The organism is Cupriavidus taiwanensis (genome assembly GCF_900250115.1).
GTDB classification, from domain to species: domain Bacteria; phylum Pseudomonadota; class Gammaproteobacteria; order Burkholderiales; family Burkholderiaceae; genus Cupriavidus; species Cupriavidus taiwanensis_B.
Window position 1 is genome coordinate 266,504 of the sequence record NZ_LT984804.1, and the last position, 18,432, is coordinate 284,935.

11 protein-coding genes and 5 pseudogenes are annotated in these 18,432 nt (G+C 63.4%); 11 read left to right on the plus strand and 5 right to left on the minus strand.

What is annotated here, in order from left to right; all coding sequences use genetic code 11:
• Positions 1–58 precede the first annotated feature (58 nt).
• The 3 genes from CBM2586_RS18030 to CBM2586_RS18040 all read left to right on the plus strand — a co-directional run bounded on the left by CBM2586_RS18030 (position 59) and on the right by CBM2586_RS18040 (position 3,910).
• Positions 59–1,333 carry an MFS transporter gene (locus CBM2586_RS18030; RefSeq protein WP_172587099.1) on the plus strand — a complete coding sequence of 425 codons (1,275 nt, stop codon included), beginning with the start codon at positions 59–61 and terminating at the stop codon, positions 1,331–1,333.
• Between the two features lie 9 nt (positions 1,334–1,342).
• The gene (locus tag CBM2586_RS18035; protein ID WP_115688989.1) at positions 1,343–2,179 is read left to right on the plus strand and encodes an SDR family NAD(P)-dependent oxidoreductase; all 837 of its coding nucleotides are present in this window, start codon (positions 1,343–1,345) and stop codon (positions 2,177–2,179) included.
• Between the two features lie 84 nt (positions 2,180–2,263).
• Positions 2,264–3,910, plus strand: a complete 1,647-nt coding sequence (locus CBM2586_RS18040) for a 3-(methylthio)propionyl-CoA ligase (RefSeq protein ID WP_115688991.1) — start codon at positions 2,264–2,266, stop codon at positions 3,908–3,910.
• 83 nt (positions 3,911–3,993) lie between these two features.
• Here CBM2586_RS18040 and CBM2586_RS18045 read toward each other — a convergent pair.
• The 3 pseudogenes from CBM2586_RS18045 to CBM2586_RS18055 all read right to left on the minus strand — a co-directional run.
• A pseudogene (locus tag CBM2586_RS18045) lies at positions 3,994–4,161 on the minus strand (integrase); the annotation flags it as partial.
• 154 nt (positions 4,162–4,315) lie between these two features.
• Positions 4,316–4,941: pseudogene (locus CBM2586_RS18050) on the minus strand (tyrosine-type recombinase/integrase).
• A gap of 319 nt (positions 4,942–5,260) precedes the next feature.
• Positions 5,261–6,263 (minus strand): annotated as a pseudogene (locus CBM2586_RS18055) (AraC family transcriptional regulator).
• A gap of 232 nt (positions 6,264–6,495) precedes the next feature.
• Between CBM2586_RS18055 and CBM2586_RS18060 the strand changes: the two are divergent.
• The 5 genes and pseudogenes from CBM2586_RS18060 to CBM2586_RS18080 form a co-directional block, all read left to right on the plus strand.
• Positions 6,496–7,554, plus strand: a complete 1,059-nt coding sequence (locus tag CBM2586_RS18060) for a 3-keto-5-aminohexanoate cleavage protein (protein WP_115688993.1) — start codon at positions 6,496–6,498, stop codon at positions 7,552–7,554.
• Between the two features lie 9 nt (positions 7,555–7,563).
• Positions 7,564–7,761, plus strand: coding sequence for a DUF1289 domain-containing protein (locus CBM2586_RS18065; RefSeq protein ID WP_115691353.1), 198 nt, complete (start codon positions 7,564–7,566; stop codon positions 7,759–7,761).
• Between the two features lie 158 nt (positions 7,762–7,919).
• Positions 7,920–8,060: pseudogene (locus CBM2586_RS18070) on the plus strand (quinone oxidoreductase); the annotation flags it as partial.
• 14 nt (positions 8,061–8,074) lie between these two features.
• Positions 8,075–8,932 (plus strand): TauD/TfdA dioxygenase family protein, encoded by an 858-nt coding sequence (locus CBM2586_RS18075; protein WP_115688995.1) that lies wholly within the window; start codon positions 8,075–8,077, stop codon positions 8,930–8,932.
• A 38-nt stretch (positions 8,933–8,970) separates the two neighbouring features.
• Positions 8,971–9,339: pseudogene (locus CBM2586_RS18080) on the plus strand (NADH oxidase); the annotation flags it as partial.
• A 393-nt stretch (positions 9,340–9,732) separates the two neighbouring features.
• Here the strand turns inward: CBM2586_RS18080 and CBM2586_RS18085 are convergent.
• Together CBM2586_RS18085 and CBM2586_RS18090 are read right to left on the minus strand one after the other, a co-directional pair.
• Complete coding sequence (locus tag CBM2586_RS18085) at positions 9,733–10,470, minus strand: hypothetical protein (protein ID WP_240987956.1); 738 nt, start codon at positions 10,468–10,470, stop codon at positions 9,733–9,735.
• A gap of 334 nt (positions 10,471–10,804) precedes the next feature.
• A complete protein-coding gene (locus CBM2586_RS18090) occupies positions 10,805–12,385 on the minus strand; it encodes an isocitrate lyase (protein WP_115688997.1) in 1,581 nt (526 codons plus the stop codon).
• Positions 12,386–12,857: 472 nt separating this feature from the next.
• Here CBM2586_RS18090 and flhB point away from each other — a divergent pair, with 472 nt between their 5' ends.
• The 3 genes from flhB to flhF are packed head-to-tail and all read left to right on the plus strand — an operon-like array spanning position 12,858 to position 18,425.
• Positions 12,858–14,000, plus strand: a complete 1,143-nt coding sequence (gene flhB, locus CBM2586_RS18095; RefSeq protein ID WP_115688999.1) for a flagellar biosynthesis protein FlhB — start codon at positions 12,858–12,860, stop codon at positions 13,998–14,000.
• Entirely contained in the window at positions 13,997–16,078 is a 2,082-nt protein-coding gene (flhA, locus tag CBM2586_RS18100) for a flagellar biosynthesis protein FlhA (RefSeq protein WP_115689001.1), read from the plus strand. Before flhB ends, flhA begins: the two co-directional genes overlap by 4 nt.
• Before the next feature lie 10 nt (positions 16,079–16,088).
• Positions 16,089–18,425 carry a flagellar biosynthesis protein FlhF gene (gene flhF / locus CBM2586_RS18105; protein ID WP_115689003.1) on the plus strand — a complete coding sequence of 779 codons (2,337 nt, stop codon included), beginning with the start codon at positions 16,089–16,091 and terminating at the stop codon, positions 18,423–18,425.
• Positions 18,426–18,432: the final 7 nt, after the last annotated feature.

The window sequence follows — 18,432 nt, forward strand, 5'->3', positions numbered from 1 at the left end:
GGCAGCGTCCCGCATGCCGTCCGCCTGTGACGACAGTTCCTAGAAGTGGAGACATCCAATGCTGTGGAAGAAAAGCCCTTCAGCCGTTCTGGCGACCCTGTTGACCATCCACCTGCTTGCGCACATCGATCGCAACATGTTGCTGGGATTCTCGCCCCAGATCATCAAGGACCTGGCGATCAACAACGCGCAATATGGCTTCCTGGTCGGCGCGGTGTGGGTGCTGAGCTTCGGTGGCATGGCGATGATCATGGGAACGCTTGCGGATCGCTTCAGCCGTACGCGGATCATCGCGGCCGGCGTGCTGATCTGGAGCGGCTGCACCTGGGCTTCCGGGCATGCACAGAGCTTCGAGCAAATGGCCATTGCACGCTTCTTCGTTGCTAGCGGCGAAGCGGCGCTCGTGCCAGCCGCGGTGAGCCTGCTTGCCGAGCTTTTCCCGGAGAAGCGGCGTGGCACGGCGATGGGCCTGTTCTTCATGGGCATTCCTCTCGGTATCGGTTGCAGCTTCCTGCTGGCCGGCACGCTTGGTGCCACCCACGGCTGGCGCGACACCTTTTACATTCTGGGCATGATTGGCGTCGCCATCGCCGTACCGCTGGCATGGCTCAAGGAAGGTCGCGGCCAGGTCGCGCCTCAGGAACGTGGGGCCCCCGCCATGCAACAGGTCCGGGCCGTCCTCCAGCTGATCTGGGAGCACCGTGCACTTCGCTTCACCATCGTTGGCTTCGTGCTGACTCACGTCGCGTTCGCCAGCCTCTCCTTCATGCAACTGTGGTTGGTGAATGAGCGCGGCATGGACGCCAACGGCATCGCCACCCGCATCGGTGCGCTGCAACTGGTATTCGGCACACTCGGCGCGGTGGCGGGTGGCGTGCTCAGTGACCGCGTGGCGCACAGGTTCCGTGGCGGACACGCAAGCTTTATCGCGCTGCTAGTCGTCGTCAGCGCGCCGTTCGTTATCGCCTGTCGTCTCGCCCCAGCAGGCTCCGCCCTGTTCTATATCGGCATGTGCGTTGCGTTCTTCCTGCCGCTGGCAATTTATGGGCCGGCCAATGCGGCCATCGCAAGCATGACTCCGCAAAATATGCGTTCGACGATCTCCGGCTTCACGATGCTGTGCATCAATGTCTTCGCGCTTGCGACTGGCACCGTGGTCGTTGGTGCTGCAACAGACTACCTCATCGCCAACGGCGTGACGGTGCCGCTGACACGGGTGCTGCTGACCACTGACGCGCTGGCCATCTCTTCGGCACTGTTCTTCGCACTGGCTGCGCGCGTGTCGTGCAAGCAGCCGGCTGTCAACTTGCCATTCCTGCAAACGACGAAGTAAGGAATCATGATGCAACACCAAAGACAACCTCTTGCAGGCCGTGTGGCCCTGGTTACCGGCGCCGGTCGGGGGATGGGCGGCGCTATCGCGCTTGACCTCGCCACGGCAGGCGCCCACCTCGTGATCTGTGATATCGACTTGCCTGCACTCGAGCAGACGCACGCGGCAGTGGAAGCTGCCGGTGCGCAATGTCTGTCGCTGCGCTGCGACGTGTCATCGCCTGTGGAGGTCGACAGCATGTTCGGCGCCATCGTCGAGCGATTCGGCACATTGCACATCCTGGTGAATAACGCTGCGCTGGTGCCCAACCGGCCGGTTGACACCGAGCGTCGCAACAAGCACTACGCCTATATCACTTCGCCGGTGCCGCGCCAGTCGCTGGGATTCACAAGCACCATGAGCGACGAGGAATGGCATCGCTACTGGGATGTCAATGTGCACGGCCTGTTCTATTGCACTCGCGCAGCGCTCAGACTGATGGAGGCGCAGCGTGACGGCAAGATCATCAACATTGCTTCGATCGCCGGCCTCTCGGCGATGAGCGCGCATAGCCCGCATTACGGTGCCACCAAAGGCGCTGTCATCGCCTTCACCAAGTCGGTCGCCGCCGAAGTGGCCGGCGCCAATATATTTGTCAATGCCATGGCGCCAGGTGGTGTGGCAACTCCGGACTTCACGGAGTATTTCGAACGAGCTGGTGAGGAGAAGCGCAACCAGTTCTGGCAGATGGTCCCCGCCGGACGCCTTGGCACGATGCAGGAATACGCATCGACGGTGACCTATCTGGCCGGCGACCATTACCTGGTAGGCCAGGTGGTCAGCCCTAATGGTGGCGTCGTGATCTGACGAAGCGCACCAGATGCCGGAGCCGGTGGCAAGAGAATGCCACCGGCGTGCCTCCAATATCCACGCATACAGGTTTGTTGAGCTATGAACGGTTTGATGATGCACAAGCAGATGTTGATTTCCTCACTGATCATCCACGCCGATCGTCACCACGGCGATACGGAGATCGTGTCGCGGCGGGTGGAGGGCGATCTGCACCGCTATACCTTCCGCGACTGTCACCGTCGTGCGCGCCAGTTGGCCAATGCCCTCGCCAACCTCGACGTCAAGCCTTCCGACCGAGTGGGCACGCTGGCATGGAACGGCTATCGACATATGGAGTTGTACTACGGTGTTTCTGGCAGGGGCGCGGTGATGCACACCATCAACCCTCGCTTGCACGAGGACCAGGTCGTATACATTGCCGATCACGCCGAAGACAAATACATCTTCTTCGATCTGACCTTCCTGCCGCTGGTCCAGGCAATCGCCGCGCGCTGCACGACGGTCAAGGCCTTTGTCGCCATGACGGACCGGGCGCACATGCCGGAGGATTGCGGCATTGCGAACCTGCTGTGTTATGAGGATCTGCTCGAGGATAGCTCGCCGGACTACGAATGGCCGAGCCTGGACGAGGATAGTGCCAGCACCCTTTGCTACACGTCGGGAACAACCGGCAACCCGAAAGGCGTTCTGTACAGTCATCGCTCGACACTTCTGCATACTTTTGCAGCGGCGCTTCCCGATGCGCTGAATTGCTCGTCGCGCGACACGATTCTGCCCGTGGTGCCGATGTTCCATGTGAATGCCTGGGGCATACCGTATATCGCTTGCATGGTGGGCGCCAAATTGGTGTTTCCTGGTCCTGCTCTGGACGGTAAATCCCTTTACGAATTGTTTGAGGCTGAACAAGTCACCCTCTCCGCCGGAGTTCCGACGGTCTGGCAAGGCCTGCTAGGCTACGTCGAGCAGAATGGACTTGCGTTCTCGAACATGAAACGCACCGTGATTGGAGGTGCGGCTTGCTCGCCAAGCATGCTGCGCACGTTCCAGGAGGACCACGGCGTTCAAGTGCTGCATGCATGGGGGATGACGGAGCTGAGCCCGCTTGGTACGGTTGGCACGTTGAAGTCCAGGCACTCGACAATGTCCGCCATCGACCGCCATGCAGTGCAATGCAAGCAGGGGCGTGCCGTGTTTGGTGTAGACATGAAGATCGTTGACCAGGACGGGGCGGAACTGCCATGGAACGGCCAGACCTCAGGCGAGCTGCTGGTGCGCGGCCCGTGGGTGGTACGAAACTACTTTAGAAGTGAAGACGGGAACCCGCTGAGGATCGACGGCGGAGCGCATGGCTGGTTCCCGACGGGAGATGTCGCCACCATCGATGCAGATGGATTCATGCAGATCACCGACAGAAGCAAGGACGTAATCAAGTCGGGAGGTGAATGGATCGGTTCCATTGAACTCGAAAACATCGCAATGGCGCATCCAGCGGTGTCGCAAGCGGCGTGCATTGGCGCGAAGCATGCCAAGTGGGATGAGCGTCCCTTGCTCATCGTTGTTCGAAAGCCGGAGGCGGATTTGACGGGTGAGCAGATGCGTATGTTCTACGAGGGCAAGGTTGCAAAGTGGTGGATCCCGGACGACGTGGTCTTCGTCGATGCCGTCCCTTTGGGCGCGACTGGAAAGATCCTGAAAAACCGTCTGCGAGAGCAGTTCGGTGATCACTTGTTAGGCGGCGCTCATTGATCCAGCGATACAACTCCATGCTGATTTCCGAGTCGGGCTGCCACCTCGATGACCGGGTGCCCGCGCTCAATCACCCGACGCGCTGCTCGAAGTTTGCTATCAATCGCAAGATTGAACAGAGCCAAATCGCTGATGCTTGCTGCCACCTGCAGCCTCGTTCGAATAGCCCAGATTTCAGCAAGCTTCAATGGTGGCTTTTGTCCGGTCAGCTTGCCTTTGTTCCAATGCACGCGGGAGGACAGGGAGCTCATTACGGGGTTCCATGACGATCTCCGTCCGGTTGGAGGAAGACCCAGCGTGCGCCTTTGCCAGCGGGCGGTGACCGACCCATTGCGGTCATTGATTCCAGTGTCTGTGAACGACTGAGTCTGGCCGGCAAGTGACCGCTCGCCGGCCGTGACGTCATCAAACTTCAGTCTGCTCCGCCATCTCAAGGGCGTCGTCGACCTCGATGCCAAGATATCTGACAGTTCTCTCGATCTTAGTGTGTCCAAGCAGCAACTGTACTGCGCGCAGGTTCTTGGTGCGCCGGTAGATCAACGATGCCTTCGTTCGGCGCAACGTGTGTGTGCCATACGCCGAATCATCGAGGCCGATCGAAGCGATCCATCGATGCACTAGGCGGGCGTACTGCCGCGTCGAAGATGGGCAGAGGCGTGAAGTCGGCTTGGGAAAAGGTGGTCAGATGAACGGAGTCCTCGTATCCGAATCCAGGCCGCAACGCTCTCACGGGTCTGCTCGGTGATCTCAAACTGCACCGGTCGATGGGTTTTTTGCTGAGTGACTGTGGCTCGGGCGGCCACGTGACCGCCGTGGCATATGTCTTGGAACAGCAATCGAGTCAGATCGCAAGCTCGGAGCTTGCTGTCGATGGCCAAGTTGAACAGCGCAAGCTCGCGCGCATTCGACGACATTTGGAGTCTGGTGCGGATCGCCCAGATTTCCTTGAGCTTCAAGGGCGCCTTCTGGCCCGTATGCTTCCCTTTGTTCCAAGGAACGTGAGGCGCGGCGGGGGAGTTTCGCGTGTCCATGATGGTGAAGGGAGATTCAGTTTGCGCCTGCTGTAACGGTCGCTGTCCGACCCTCTTCTGCCGTTCGAGGTCGTAGGGAGCCAATGTCTGTTCCGCAAGGTACAACCGCCGCTCGCCCGGCCGAATTGGCGGGCCGGACACCAACCTGCATTCGCAGGACGCGTGGTCGCCGGGGCCAGATTTCTGGGAACGCACAAGATGCCATCGCAAATGCAGCGCGCTGCAGCGAAGCCCGTTGGGTCTCCCGAGGCAAACGGCCCAAAGCTAGTCTTGGCATACAAGCGGGAAGCACCCGGTCCCTCAAAGGCGCAAGCCGACATCATTTCCGATGTTTGCTTCGCCATTCGCGTGGCGTCATGGAGAAACGCGAGGTGAACCACACCGTAAACGCCCCCTGGTAGGCGTAGCCCAGCAGGGCGGCGACGCGTCCGATCGGATAGCGAGGGTTACTCATGTAGCGCACGGCAAGATCACGGCGCACTTCCTCGACCAGCGCGGTGAAGCTGGTGCCGGCTCGATTCGAGCCGGCGCTGCAGGGTCCGTACGCTTACCCGCAGGTGCCGGGCGACGCCTTCCACCGTTGCTTGCTCGAGCGGCAGGAGTAAATAGATCACCTTGCGCACTTCGAGCGCGGTCGAATCGATGCCGGTGGCGTTGAGGGGTGTGGCGAGGCTCTCTGCATAGCGGACCAGTTCCGGGTCAGCGCTCGGATTCGGGGAGTCGAGATCGGCGGTTGCACAAACGATGCCGTTGAAATCGCTGCCGAAGATCACGGGGCAACCAAAGAAGCGCCTATGGAACGTTTGATCTTTCGGGGCCTGATGCGTGAAGTGGACGCTCCAGGGTTTCCAGTGTGCGCCAAGCAGGGTACTGAAGTGACGGGCGAGAACACCCACGGACAGCTCGATTGCCTGCCTCGTAGGCGTGCCCGGCTCGGTCATGACTTCTTCACGGATCGTCACCGAATCACCGGTGGTTTCGACGTAGACGGCGAGCGCCTCGTTCAGCAGATGCCGGTATTGCGCGGCGGCCAGCAGCACCTCGCGCATCGTGCGCTTGTGGGCCAGCAGTACGTTGACGACTCCGACGCCGAGTTGCTGGCGCGTTTCTGCGATCTGCAGGCCAAGGGTGGGGCAGGACGCCTTCAGTGCCGTGACTTCCAGCAACTGGCAGCCAGCGGTGGCCGGGATACGACCCTCGGGATTTGCCAACGCGGCTGCATCGAGCCTGACTTCTTGAATCAGCTCGAAGGGGTTGAGCCCCAGCCGCCGCGTGACGTCGAAGTAGCCGCCCACGGTGGACGACCGCACCATCAGTTCCATCGATTTTCCCCAATGCCGTACGACACCTGGCCCTGGCCGGTCGGGATTGCTCACGCTTTCCTTGGTGTTAACACGTACTGGCATGAAATCATAAAACGTTGGCGCGTAAGAGTAAAAGCGCACAGCGAAATTCGCGTACCTTGCGTCTCCGATGCTCCTGATCTTCGATGCGCCTTCGGCGCGAACCATCCTAGACGCAGGGGCAAACCGTCACTCAGATCTGGAGGAAGAGATGCAATTTCTAGACGATTCGCTGCACCCTGAGAATCAGGACAAGGTGGTCATCACGGTGGCCCCGTACGGCCCCGAGTGGATGCCGGAGGACTTCCCAGAAGACATTCCGGTGACGATGGAGGAGCAGGTGCAAAAGGCGGTGGACTGCTACAACGCCGGCGCCACCGTGCTGCACTTGCACGTACGCGAACTCGACGGCAAGGGCTCCAAGCGCCTGTCCAAGTTCAACGAGCTGATCGCCGGCGTGCGCAAGGCCGTGCCCGACATGATCATCCAGGTCGGCGGCTCGATCTCCTTCGCGCCGGAAGATGACGGCCAGGCCGCCAAGTGGCTGTCGGACGACACCCGCCACATGCTGGCCGACCTCGACCCGAAGCCGGACCAGGTCACGGTGGCGATCAACACCACCCAGATGAACATCATGGAACTGCTGTACCCCGAATACCTCGAGGGTACGTCGCTGTCCCATCCGGCCTACGTCGAGGCCTATCGCGAGATGACCGTGCCGGCCGGCCCGGGCTGGGTCGAAGAGCACCTGCGCCGCCTGAGCAACGCCGGCATCCAGCCGCACTTCCAGCTCACCGGCATCCACGCGATGGAAACGCTGGAGCGCATGGTTCGCGCCGGCAAGTACAAGGGTCCGCTGAACCTGACCTGGATCGGCATCGGCGGCGGCTTCGATGGTCCCAATCCGTTCAACTTCGTCAACTTCGTGCACCGCGCTCCGGATGGCTGCACGCTGACCGCCGAGTCGCTGCTGAAGAACGTGCTGCCGTTCAACATGATGGCGATGGCCATGGGCCTGCATCCGCGCTGCGGCATTGAGGACACCATCATCGATCAGCACGGCAAGCGCATGACCTCGGTGCAGCAGATCGAGCAGTGCGTGCGCGTGGCCAAGGAACTGGGCCGCGAGATTGCCTCGGGCAAGGAAGCGCGCGATATCTACCGCATCGGCACCTGGTACGACAGCGCCGAAGAGACGCTGGCCGCCCACGGCATGGCGCCCAACCGCCAGGCCGGGCAGAAGAACCTGCCGCTGCGCGCTGCAGCCTGAGTCATGCCCATGCCCGCTGCCAATCCCTGCATCAACATCTGTCGCATGGACCCGGCGGGCAAGTACTGCCAGGGCTGCCGCAGAAGCTCGGTCGAGATCGGTCTTTGGGATCGCATGAGCGAAGCCCAGCGCATCGAGGTGCTGGCTGACTTGCCACTTCGCGCCCGCCGGGGCGCATCCCAGCAACCTGCGCCGGATCGCCCCTGACCTTCGCGCCGCACGCCGGGTGCTGCGCACTTATAACCCATGCACCCAGCACTATGCCGTGATCCGAGCGACTTGGCATGAAATGCAAATTCAGTGAGGCGAACTGCAAAGTTGCTCCTTCCGGCAGTTACTACACTTGCTCCGAGAATGGAGGGCGGGGGGGCGAACTGTCCGATCACATCGGCGCCGGCCGGATGAAGATCGAAGTCGAGATCAACCAGCACGGTGCGCTGGAAGATGCAATGCAGGCGCACAAAGACTTGGAAGCGCGCGAGATGACAAGCTCTTCCGTCATATAAGGAGACCGTTGTAAATGAGAATCGAACAATTAACCTGCGCCATCGGCGCGGAACTGCTCGACGTGAGTCTGGGCGATGCGCTGCGCGACGACGGCCTGTTCAAGGAAATCTACGCCGCGCTCTTAAAGCACAAGGTGCTGTTCCTGCGCGACCAAGATCTGAACAAGCTCTCGCGCCGCGACCACATGGCGTTTGCCCAGCGCATGGGCGAACTGGAAACCCATCCCATGGCACCCAGCCACCCGGAAGCCCCCGGCCTGGTGCAGATCTACAAGTCCCCGGAAAATCCGCCCGACCGCTACGAGAATGCCTGGCACTGCGACAGCACCTTCCGCGAACGCCCGCCCATGGGCGCGGTGCTGCGCTGCATCGAGTGCCCTCCGGTCGGTGGCGACACCATGTGGGCCAACATGGTACTGGCCTACGAAAAGTTGCCGGACGACGTCAAAAAGGAGATCGATGGCCTGATCGCCAACCATAGCTTCAATTCCACCTGGGCCGCTGCGTTGCCGCAGGAAAAGCGTCTGGCGATGAAGGCGCAATACCCAGATGCCGAGCACCCGGTGGTGCGCACCCATCCGGAAACCGGCGAGAAGGCCCTGTTCGTCAATGGCTTCGCGACCCACTTCGTGAACTATCACACCAAGGAGCGTGTGCGTTATGGCCAGGACTACAGCAAGGGCGGCAGTGATTTATTGCAATACCTGATCAGCCAGGCCTACATCCCCGAGTACCAGGTGCGTTGGCGCTGGAAGCCGTACAGCGTCGCGATCTGGGATAACCGCTGCACCCAGCACTATGCCGTGATGGATTACCCGCCCTGCCACCGCAAGATGGAGCGCGCCACCATCATGGGCGACCGGCCCTTCTGATTCCGGCACGTGCCGCAACCGCCGGGAGAAGCCATGACCTGGGCTGCATGGAAGCGGTGCTAACGCGCTCCATGGATGGGTTTAGCCGCTACGGGTCGACGGTCCACAAGCAGGTCTACCTCTACGGCAACCTCGACCCGAGCCCGACGGTGCTCCCGCGCAATTTTGGGATCGCATACGGCGTTGGCGGTTGGCTGCTAACGCCGTTCCTGCAGAAAATCGGCCCTGCCAGCGAGGCGAAGCTGCGCGAGCGTGTCGTCGCCGAACTCAAGACGACGTTCGCCAGCCACTACACGAAGGAGGTGACGCTCGCCGAAGCGCTTCAGCTCGACGAGATCGCCGTCTACGCCAAGCGGGGGACCGGTGCGAAGTACTTGGTCAATCCGAACAAGGGCGTTGCATGCTAGTTGGTGCCAGGTGCCAGGTGCCAGGTGCCAGGTGCCAGGTGCCAGGTGCCAGGTGCCAGGTGCCGTATGCCGAACTGACGAATGTCGCAGAAGTCGGTAGCAGACGCTGGACGGGACAGTGTCCGATGGTAGCTACCGACACACTGCCGGCAGTTAAGCCGTCAGAGTTCCAACGGCAGGTAATGGAGTGAAGCAGCCATTTGAATGGCCGCCATTTGGAGATCACGAAGGACGGCTGCTGGCCGAAGGCGGCCGCTCATCGGTCGGCAGGCCGGCAACGACCACGGATTTCCGCTTCCGACCCTCAAGAGACATACAAATTGCCGACAAGCGGTCGTTGGAAGAGTCTACTCGGCATCGACAGTCATACAATGACTGCACAAAATGACCGTATCAATTGGCGTCGACACCAGACCCTGGCAGTCGCAACTCGCGCAGAATTTTCCTCTCATACGCTGGCCAGTCCCTTGCAGAGTTCTCAATCGCAAGCTTGGCTAGTGGTAGCTGGCGAAACAAATCATCGGTGATTCGGCGGTAATCGCGATATAGAAGAATAAGCCCTTCTAATCCCTTGTAACGCCTGCGCACGCAGTAAGGGGCCGCGAGCTTCCAGTTCATCTGATATTCGATCCATTCGGCGCCACGCTCCGCACAGACAGTCCGTACAGCTTTATCGACATCCTCCTGCCAAAGGTAAAGGACGAACGGACTGAGCGGAGCAGCGACTGCGGCCAGCGCCTGTACGTAGTCGAAAATCAACGCAGACTCGGCTTCCATCAGCAGCAGGTGAGTCAGGTCTCCATGAAACAGTTGGCCGTCCATTACTGGGATGGGGGTCTCCGCCTGTGTCGCCTCGACAAAGGCTTTCCACCTAGCTAGAGCACGGTCCGCGAGTTGCTGTGGTGTCGCGTCCCGCCACGGTTCAAACCAGTGCTCAAGTTCGTCTGTCGCGCGCACGGGGTGGGGCTCTGTCCTCTCGTGGACCGGCAACGCTGGCTGCCCCGCCTCTTGCAGATGTTTCGCAATGAGGCGCATCGTCGTTGACTTGCCTGATCCCATAATGCCCTCGACGATCACAAGCCGATGCGCGGTGGAAGGCTCTGCACTGCCGGACGTCGTCGAACTCATCATTTTCGCAATCGGTTCCTTGGAAGGACACCTACGTTAGTCCATACGTGCGGGATTGTCGACAAATCGCATGCCGTTGTCGAACTTCTCGTGGCCGGATACTGCCGTCCTTTTCCCCGGAAGCGATAGCTTGCACGCCTGCTCTTTAGGCATCGCTAAGCGGTTTGTATCACGACGTCTCACCGATTTTGAGAAGCCTCGGCATAGGCGTTAGGCGCGTACGCCCGGCGGCCTCGTCGGTGATCTTCAAAAGCAGCAACCAGGACGCAACTAGCTTCATAAAGAAAAACGCCAACCCTCCCGGGTTGGCGTTTTTCTGCTTTAGGCCCTACCAGAATCAAAACTGATTCATAGTATTGTCCTTCCCCGCCGCCTTCAGCGCAGCCTCACCGCTGAAGTACTCCTTGTGATCATCCCCAATGTCCGACCCAGACATATTCTGGTGCTTGACACAAGCGATCCCCTGACGGATTTCCTTCCGCTGCACACCAGCCACATAACCCAGCATGCCCTGGTCACCAAAGTATTCCTTAGCCAGGTTGTCCGTCGACAGCGCAGCCGTGTGATACGTCGGCAGCGTAATCAGATGATGGAAGATCCCAGCTTCACGCGACGCATCTGCCTGGAACGTACGAATCTTCTCGTCAGCCAGCTTGGCCAGTTCGCTGTCGTCGTATTCCACGCTCATCAGCTGGGCGCGGTCGTAGGCCGACACGTCCTTGCCCGCTTCCTTCATCGCGTCAAACGCTTGCTGGCGGAAATTCAGGGTCCAGTTGAACGACGGGCTGTTGTTGTACACCAGCTTGGCGTTCGGGATGACCTTGCGGATTTCGCTGACCATGCCGCCGATCTGGGCGATGTGCGGCTTTTCGGTTTCGATCCACAGCAGGTCGGCGCCGTTTTGCAGCGCGGTCACGCAGTCCAGCACGCAGCGCGCTTCACCCGTGCCGGCGCGGAACTGGAACAGGTTGCTGGGCAGGCGCTTCGGGCGCAGCAGCTTGCCGTCGCGCTTGATGATGACGTCGCCATTGCCCAGCTGGTCGGCCGACAGTTCTTCGCAATCCAGGAACGAGTTGTACTGGTCGCCCAGGTCGCCCGGCTTGGTGGTCACGGCGATCTGCTTGGTCAGGCCGGCGCCCAGCGAGTCGGTGCGGGCGACGATGATGCCGTCGTCCACGCCCAGTTCCAGGAAGGCGTAGCGGATGGCGCGGATCTTGGCCAGGAAGTCCTCATGCGGCACGGTGACCTTGCCGTCCTGGTGGCCGCACTGCTTCTCGTCGGAGACCTGGTTTTCGATCTGGATGCAGCAGGCGCCGGCTTCGATGAATTGCTTGGCCAGCAGGTAGGTCGCCTCGGCGTTGCCGAAACCGGCGTCGATGTCGGCGATGATGGGCACCACGTGGGTGACGTGGTTGTCGATCTTTTGCTGGATGGCTGCCTTTTCGGCGCCGGTGGCGGCGTCCAGCTGGCGGAACAGACCGCCCAGTTCACGGGCGTCGGCCTGGCGCAGGAAGGTGTACAGCTCGCGGATCAGCGCGCTGACCGAGGTCTTCTCGTGCATCGACTGGTCCGGCAGCGGGCCGAACTCGGAGCGCAGCGCGGCCACCATCCAGCCGGACAGGTACAGGTAGCGGCGCTCGGTGCTGTTGAAGTGCTTCTTGATGGAAATCATTTTCTGCTGGCCGATAAAGCCGTGCCAGCAGCCCAGCGACTGGGTGTACTTCGACGGGTCCGCGTCATAGGCAGCCATGTCGGCGCGCATGATCTTGGCGGTGTACTTGGCGATGTCCAGGCCCGTCTTGAACTTGTTCTGCGCGCGCATGCGGGCAGCGTACTCGGGGTTGATGGCATTCCAGGCGCTGCCCTGGGTTTCTTTCAAAGCAGCCACTGCCTTGATGTCGTCTTGATACTGGGCCATGTCAGTTTCCTAAGATAAGGCGCGTTTGAGAAAAATCGTTTGGCGTGCCGACCGTGGGTCGAAGCAAACAGCGTGAACTCATTGTAGGGGGATCTGGCCCCGTTGCGGCCGAGTCTTATATAAGACATAAGACTTTGTTTATCCTTATCTTTCAATGGGTTAGACGCCAATTTTCATGATACGGAACGTTTTTTCGCAGAACGAAACCCGCAGCGTCGCTGCAGGCGGCAGAAATCCCACGATGTGAAACGCCCTTTCAGTGAGCGGGCAAAAGCGGCTCCAAGCGGCCGCCTCTCGACGGCTTCGTCACTTTTCCTCTAAAGACTCCCGGGCCGCCCGCCGTTAACCTGATGCGTACCCCATATCCCAAACAGCACCCAATTCCCCCGCCTTTTCGTGCGAATGGGAACACCCCCACGCTTCGATAATCCCCGCTGACGAATAGCGGCTGGCCGCTTCGCACGGAGCGTGGATGTCCGAAGAAAGCGATCTCGAGAAAACCGAACCCGCCTCACCCCGGCGCCTGGAAAAGGCGCGCGAGGAGGGGCAGGTGGTGCGTTCGCGCGAGCTGGCCACGTTCGTGATGCTGATTGCCGGCGTCACCGGCCTGTGGACGCTGGGCGGCCACCTGGGCCGCAGCCTGAACCAGGTGATGCAGGGCGCGCTGCGCTTCGAGCCGGCCACAGCGTTCGATCCGTCGCGCATGCTGTCGCGCTTTGCGCTGATGGTGTGGGACAGCCTGCTGGCCTTCCTGCCGTTGCTGCTGCTGTTCGGCGTGGCCGCGCTGGCCGCGCCGCTGCTGCTGGGCGGCTGGGTGTTCTCGGCCAAGTCGTTCGCGCCGCAGTTTTCGCGCCTGTCGCCGCTGGCGGGGCTGGGGCGGATGTTCTCCGCGCACTCGCTGGTGGAGCTGCTCAAGGCGGTGGCCAAGTCGATGCTGGTGGGCGCGGTGGGCGCGTGGGTGCTGTGGCGGCGCTTGCCCGAGGCCATCGCGCTGATGAATGCGCCGGTGCAGGAGGCGCTGCTGCACATGGTGGACCTGGTGATGTTCTGCTGCCTGGTGGTGTCGCTGTCGCTGCTGGTGGTGGCGGCCATCGACGTGCCGTGGCAGTACTGGGAGTTCTTCAAGAAGCTGCGCATGACCAAGGAAGAGGTCAAGCAGGAGTTCAAGGAGAGCGAGGGCGACCCCCATATCAAGAACCGCATCCGCCAGCAGCAGCGCGCCATGGCGCGCCGCCGCATGATGACCGAGGTGCCCAAGGCCGACGTGGTGGTGACCAACCCCACGCACTTTGCCGTGGCGCTGCGCTATGAGGAAGGGCGCATGGGCGCGCCGCGCGTGGTGGCCAAGGGCACCGGCGAGGTGGCCGCGCGCATCCGCGCGCTGGCGGCCGAGCACCGCGTGCCGCTGATGTCGGCGCCGCCGCTGGCGCGTGCGCTGCACCGCCATGTGGAGCTGGGCCAGGAAATCCCCGCCGGCCTCTATACCGCCGTGGCCGAAGTGCTGGCCTGGGTCTATCAACTGAAGCACTGGCACTACTCGCAGGGCCCGCAGCCGCAGGCGCCGGCGGACCTGCAGGTGCCCGATGAACTCGCCGTACCGGAAATGCGCGAATGAACGCACTAAGCAACCTGTTCAACCTGCCCGGCCTGCGCTCCGCCGGCCAGCTCAAGGCCCTGACCGGGCCGCTGCTGATCATCATGATTTTGGGGATGATGATCCTGCCGCTGCCGGCCTTTGTGCTGGACCTGCTGTTCACCTTCAATATCGCGCTGGCGATCATGGTGCTGCTGGTCAGCATGTATACGCAGAAGCCGCTGGATTTTGCGGCGTTCCCGGCGGTGCTGCTGTTCACCACGCTGCTGCGGCTGTCGCTGAACGTGGCGTCCACGCGCGTGGTGCTGCTGGAAGGGCATACCGGTCCGGACGCGGCCGGCAAGGTGGTGGAGGCCTTCGGCCACTTCCTGGTGGGTGGAAACTTTGCGGTGGGCATCGTGGTGTTCGCGATCCTGGTGGTGATCAATTTCATGGTGATCACCAAGGGCGCGGGGCGTATTGCCGAAGTCGGCGCGCGCTTCATGCTGGACTCGATGCCGGGCAAGCAGATGTCGATCGACGCCGACCTGAACGCCGGCCTGATCGACGAAGCCGCCGCCAAGAAGCGCCGCGCCGAGGTGGCGCAGGAATCGGACTTCTACGGCGCCATGGACGGTGCCAGCAAGTTCGTGCGCGGCGACGCCGTGGCGGGCCTGCTGATCATGTTTATCAACGTGGCCGCGGGCATGGTGGTGGGCATGGTCCAGCATGACCTGGACTTTGGCACCGCCGTGCACAACTACACGCTGCTGACCATCGGCGATGGTCTGGTGGCGCAGATACCGGCGCTGGTGATCTCCACCGCCGCGGGCGTGATCGTGTCGCGCGTGTCGAACGAGCAGGACGTGGGCGAACAGCTCACCGGCCAGCTCTTCGCCAACCCGCGCGTGCTGTACCTGACCGCGGGCATCATCGGCTTGATGGGCATCATCCCGGGCATGCCGCACTTTGCCTTCCTGCTGCTGGCGGGCGCGCTGGTGTGGATGGGCCGGTATATCGCGCGCCGCGCGGCCACGCAGGCGCAGACCCGGCAGCGCGAGGAGCGCGCCCCGGCGGTGGCGCAGGAATCGACCGAAGCCAGCTGGGACGACGTCACGCTGGTGGACCCGCTTGGCATGGAAGTGGGCTACCGCCTGATCACGCTGGTGGACCGCGCGCAGGACGGCGAGTTGCTGGGCCGCATCAAAAGCATCCGCAAGAAGGTGGCGCAGGAGATCGGCTTCCTGGTGCCGGTGGTGCATATCCGCGACAACCTGGAACTCAAGCCCAACGCCTATCGCATCACGCTCAAGGGCGTGGAGATCGGCCGCGGCGAAGCCATGCCGGGCCAGTGGATGGCGATCAACCCGGGCCAGGTCAGCGGCACGCTGCCCGGCGCGGCCACGCGCGATCCGGCCTTCGGGCTGCCGGCGGTGTGGATCGATGCCGGCATCAAGGAGCAGGCGCAGGCCTTCGGCTACACAGTGGTCGACGCCAGCACCGTGGTGGCCACGCACCTGAACCACCTGATCCACATGCACGCGGCCGAACTGCTGGGCCGCCAGGAAGTGCAGGCGCTGCTGGACCGCATCGCCAAGGATTCGCCCAAGCTGACCGAAGACCTGGTGCCGAAGGCGATTTCGCTGACCGCGCTGCAGAAGATCCTGCAGAACCTGCTGGACGAAGGCGTGCCGATCCGCGACATGCGCACCATCCTCGATGTGGTGGCCGAGCAGGCGCCCAAGATCAGCGACCCCAACGAGCTGACCGCGATGGTCCGCGTGGCGCTGGGCCGCGCCATCACGCAGCAGCTGTTCCCGAACAATGCCGACCTGCAGGTGATCGGCCTCGATGCCGGCCTGGAACGCGTGCTGTCGCAGGCGCTGACCAACGGCGGCGGCATCGAGCCGGGCCTGGCCGACGCGCTGCTGCAGCAGACCCAGGGCGCGGTCACGCGCCAGGAGCAGATGGGCATGGACCCGGTGCTGCTGGTGCCGTCGCAGCTGCGTCCGCTGATGGCGCGCTTCCTGCGCCGCACCATGCCGCAGCTGCGGGTGCTGTCGCACGCCGAGGTGCCCGACAACCGCAATATCCGCATCACCGCCATGATCGGCGCGTGAGGAGCCATTGATGAGCGTAGCCAAGTTTGTCGCGGCCAACGGCCGCGAAGCCATGCGCCAGGTGCGCGAAGCCATGGGCCCCGATGCCGTGGTGCTGTCCAACCGCACCGTCGAGGGCGGCGTGGAGATCGTCGCCATGCGCGATACGGACCTGGGCAGCGTGTCCGCCACCGCGCAGGTGTATGTGCCGCCCGCCCCGGCGGCCGAGCCTGCCGCCATCGGCGACCTGCGTGGCGAGCTGCAATCGATGCGGGCGATGCTGGAGCGACAGCTGGCCGGCATCAGCGCGGCGCCGGGTGTAGCCCCGAGCGCGGCGGCGCATGGCGTGGCCGCGAGCGATCCGCTGCGCGAATCCCTGTTCGAATGGCTGGTCGGCGCGGGCTTTTCCGGGCAACTGGCGCGCACGCTGCTGGCGCGGCTGCCGCTGGGCTATGACCGGCCCGCGGCTATGGGCTGGATCCGCAGCGAACTGGCCAGCAAGCTGCCGGTGCTGGCCGACGAAGATCACCTGTTCGCGCAAGGCGGCGTGCTGGCGCTGGTGGGCCCCACCGGCGTGGGAAAGACTACAACCACGGCCAAGCTGGCGGCGCGCTTCGTGCTGCGCCACGGCGCCGACAAGCTGGCGCTGCTGACCACCGACAGCTTCCGTATCGGCGCCCATGAGCAGCTGCGCATCTATGGCGACATCCTGGGCGTGCCGGTGCATGCGGTCAAGGACGCCGCCGACCTGCGCTTTGCGCTGGCGGCGATGAAGGACAAGCACCTGGTGATCATCGACACCGTCGGCATGAGCCAGCGCGACCGCAGCCTGTCGGAGCAGATCGCCATGCTGGCGGGCGTGCCCGCGCCGGTGCAGCGCGTGCTGCTGCTCAACGGCGCCAGCCACGGCGATACCCTCAATGAAGTGGTGCACGCCTACCGCCACGACGCCGCGCCGGATGGCGGCGGCATCGACGGCTGCATCATCAGCAAGCTGGACGAAGCGACCCACCTGGGCTCGGTGCTGGATGTGGTGATCCGCCACCGATTGCCTGTCTTCTATGCCTCCACCGGGCAGCGCGTGCCCGAGCACCTGGAACTGGCCAGCAGCACCGCGCTGGTCGAGCGCGCCTTCCTGACGCCGCGCCGCGGCTCGGTGTTTGCCGACGCCGATGCCGCGCGCCGCGCCGCCGCCGGCGCGACTGACGATACGCCCGCGCGCGGCGGCGCCACCGACGTGCTGCGCTCGCTGACCGACAGCGCCGACGCGCTGGGCCAGTGCGTGGCCGAACTCAATGGCGCGGGCCTGGGCTTTGACCTGGCGCGCTCGCTGTGGCAACAGCGCGGCGCCGGTGCGCCCGCCCTGCGCGCGATGTCGCAGCAGGTGCGCGAAGCCGTGTGCCGGGACGTGACCCGCCATTGCGAGCAGTACGTGCTGGCCGTCGCCGCCACGCTGCAGGTGGCCGTGCCCGGGCGCCGCGCGCCGCAGCCGATGCAGCATACGCTGTGGCTGGCGGATCGCAACGGCATGCCGCTGGCCGCCGCGGTCACGCCCGCCGGCCGCGCCGGCCAGCCGCTGGGCGAAGCCGAAGCCGACACCGCCAACCTGCGCGCCGCCATGAGCGCCACGCGCAAGGTCGTCAACCTGATCGATGCGGTGCCGTCCGCCGCCACGCTGGCGCGCTGGCAGCAGGCCGGCGAGCGCTGGGTGGCCAGCGCGCGCAAGAGCGCGCGCGTGGTCAGCGCCGGCGCCGCGTGGAAGATGGATGCCCTGGCGGACACGCTGACCTTCCACGCCGTCGGCGAAGACACCGTGCGCGAGCGCGATGCCGTGCGCTGGCTGGCAACGGCCGAGGTGCGCGTGCCGGACAGCCCGGTGCGCGGCAAGGGCACGCCCGACGGCGGTATCGACGCCTGCCTGGTGGTCGCCCGCCTGGCTGACCGCGCTAGCGGCGAGCTGCTCGATACGCGCTACCTGCTGTGCGATCCGGCGCTGGCGCAGGATGCCGCGCAGGTGGCGCGCTGGGCCTTGTGGACCGACGCGGCCGAGGCCGGCCTGCGCACGCTGCGCCATGCCATCGATCATTTCGCGCAGGACGCGCACGATGCCGCCGGCGCCGCCGTGGCCGCGCTGCAGCTGGGCATGTCGGTGCTGCGCCTGGAACACGCGCCCACCGCGGCCGCGCCCGCGTTCCTCGCGCGCCTGGCCGGGCGTACGGTGCGCCCGGGCGCGCCGGTGCCGGGCACGGTGCTCAATGAAGGCATGGGCCGCATGCTGGCCCTGCTCGACGTGCTGGAAAACTATCCGGGCCGCGCCGCCGCAGCGCCTGCCCCTGCCACTGACCCAACCGCGGAGGCCGTGCAGTGAGTTCCCT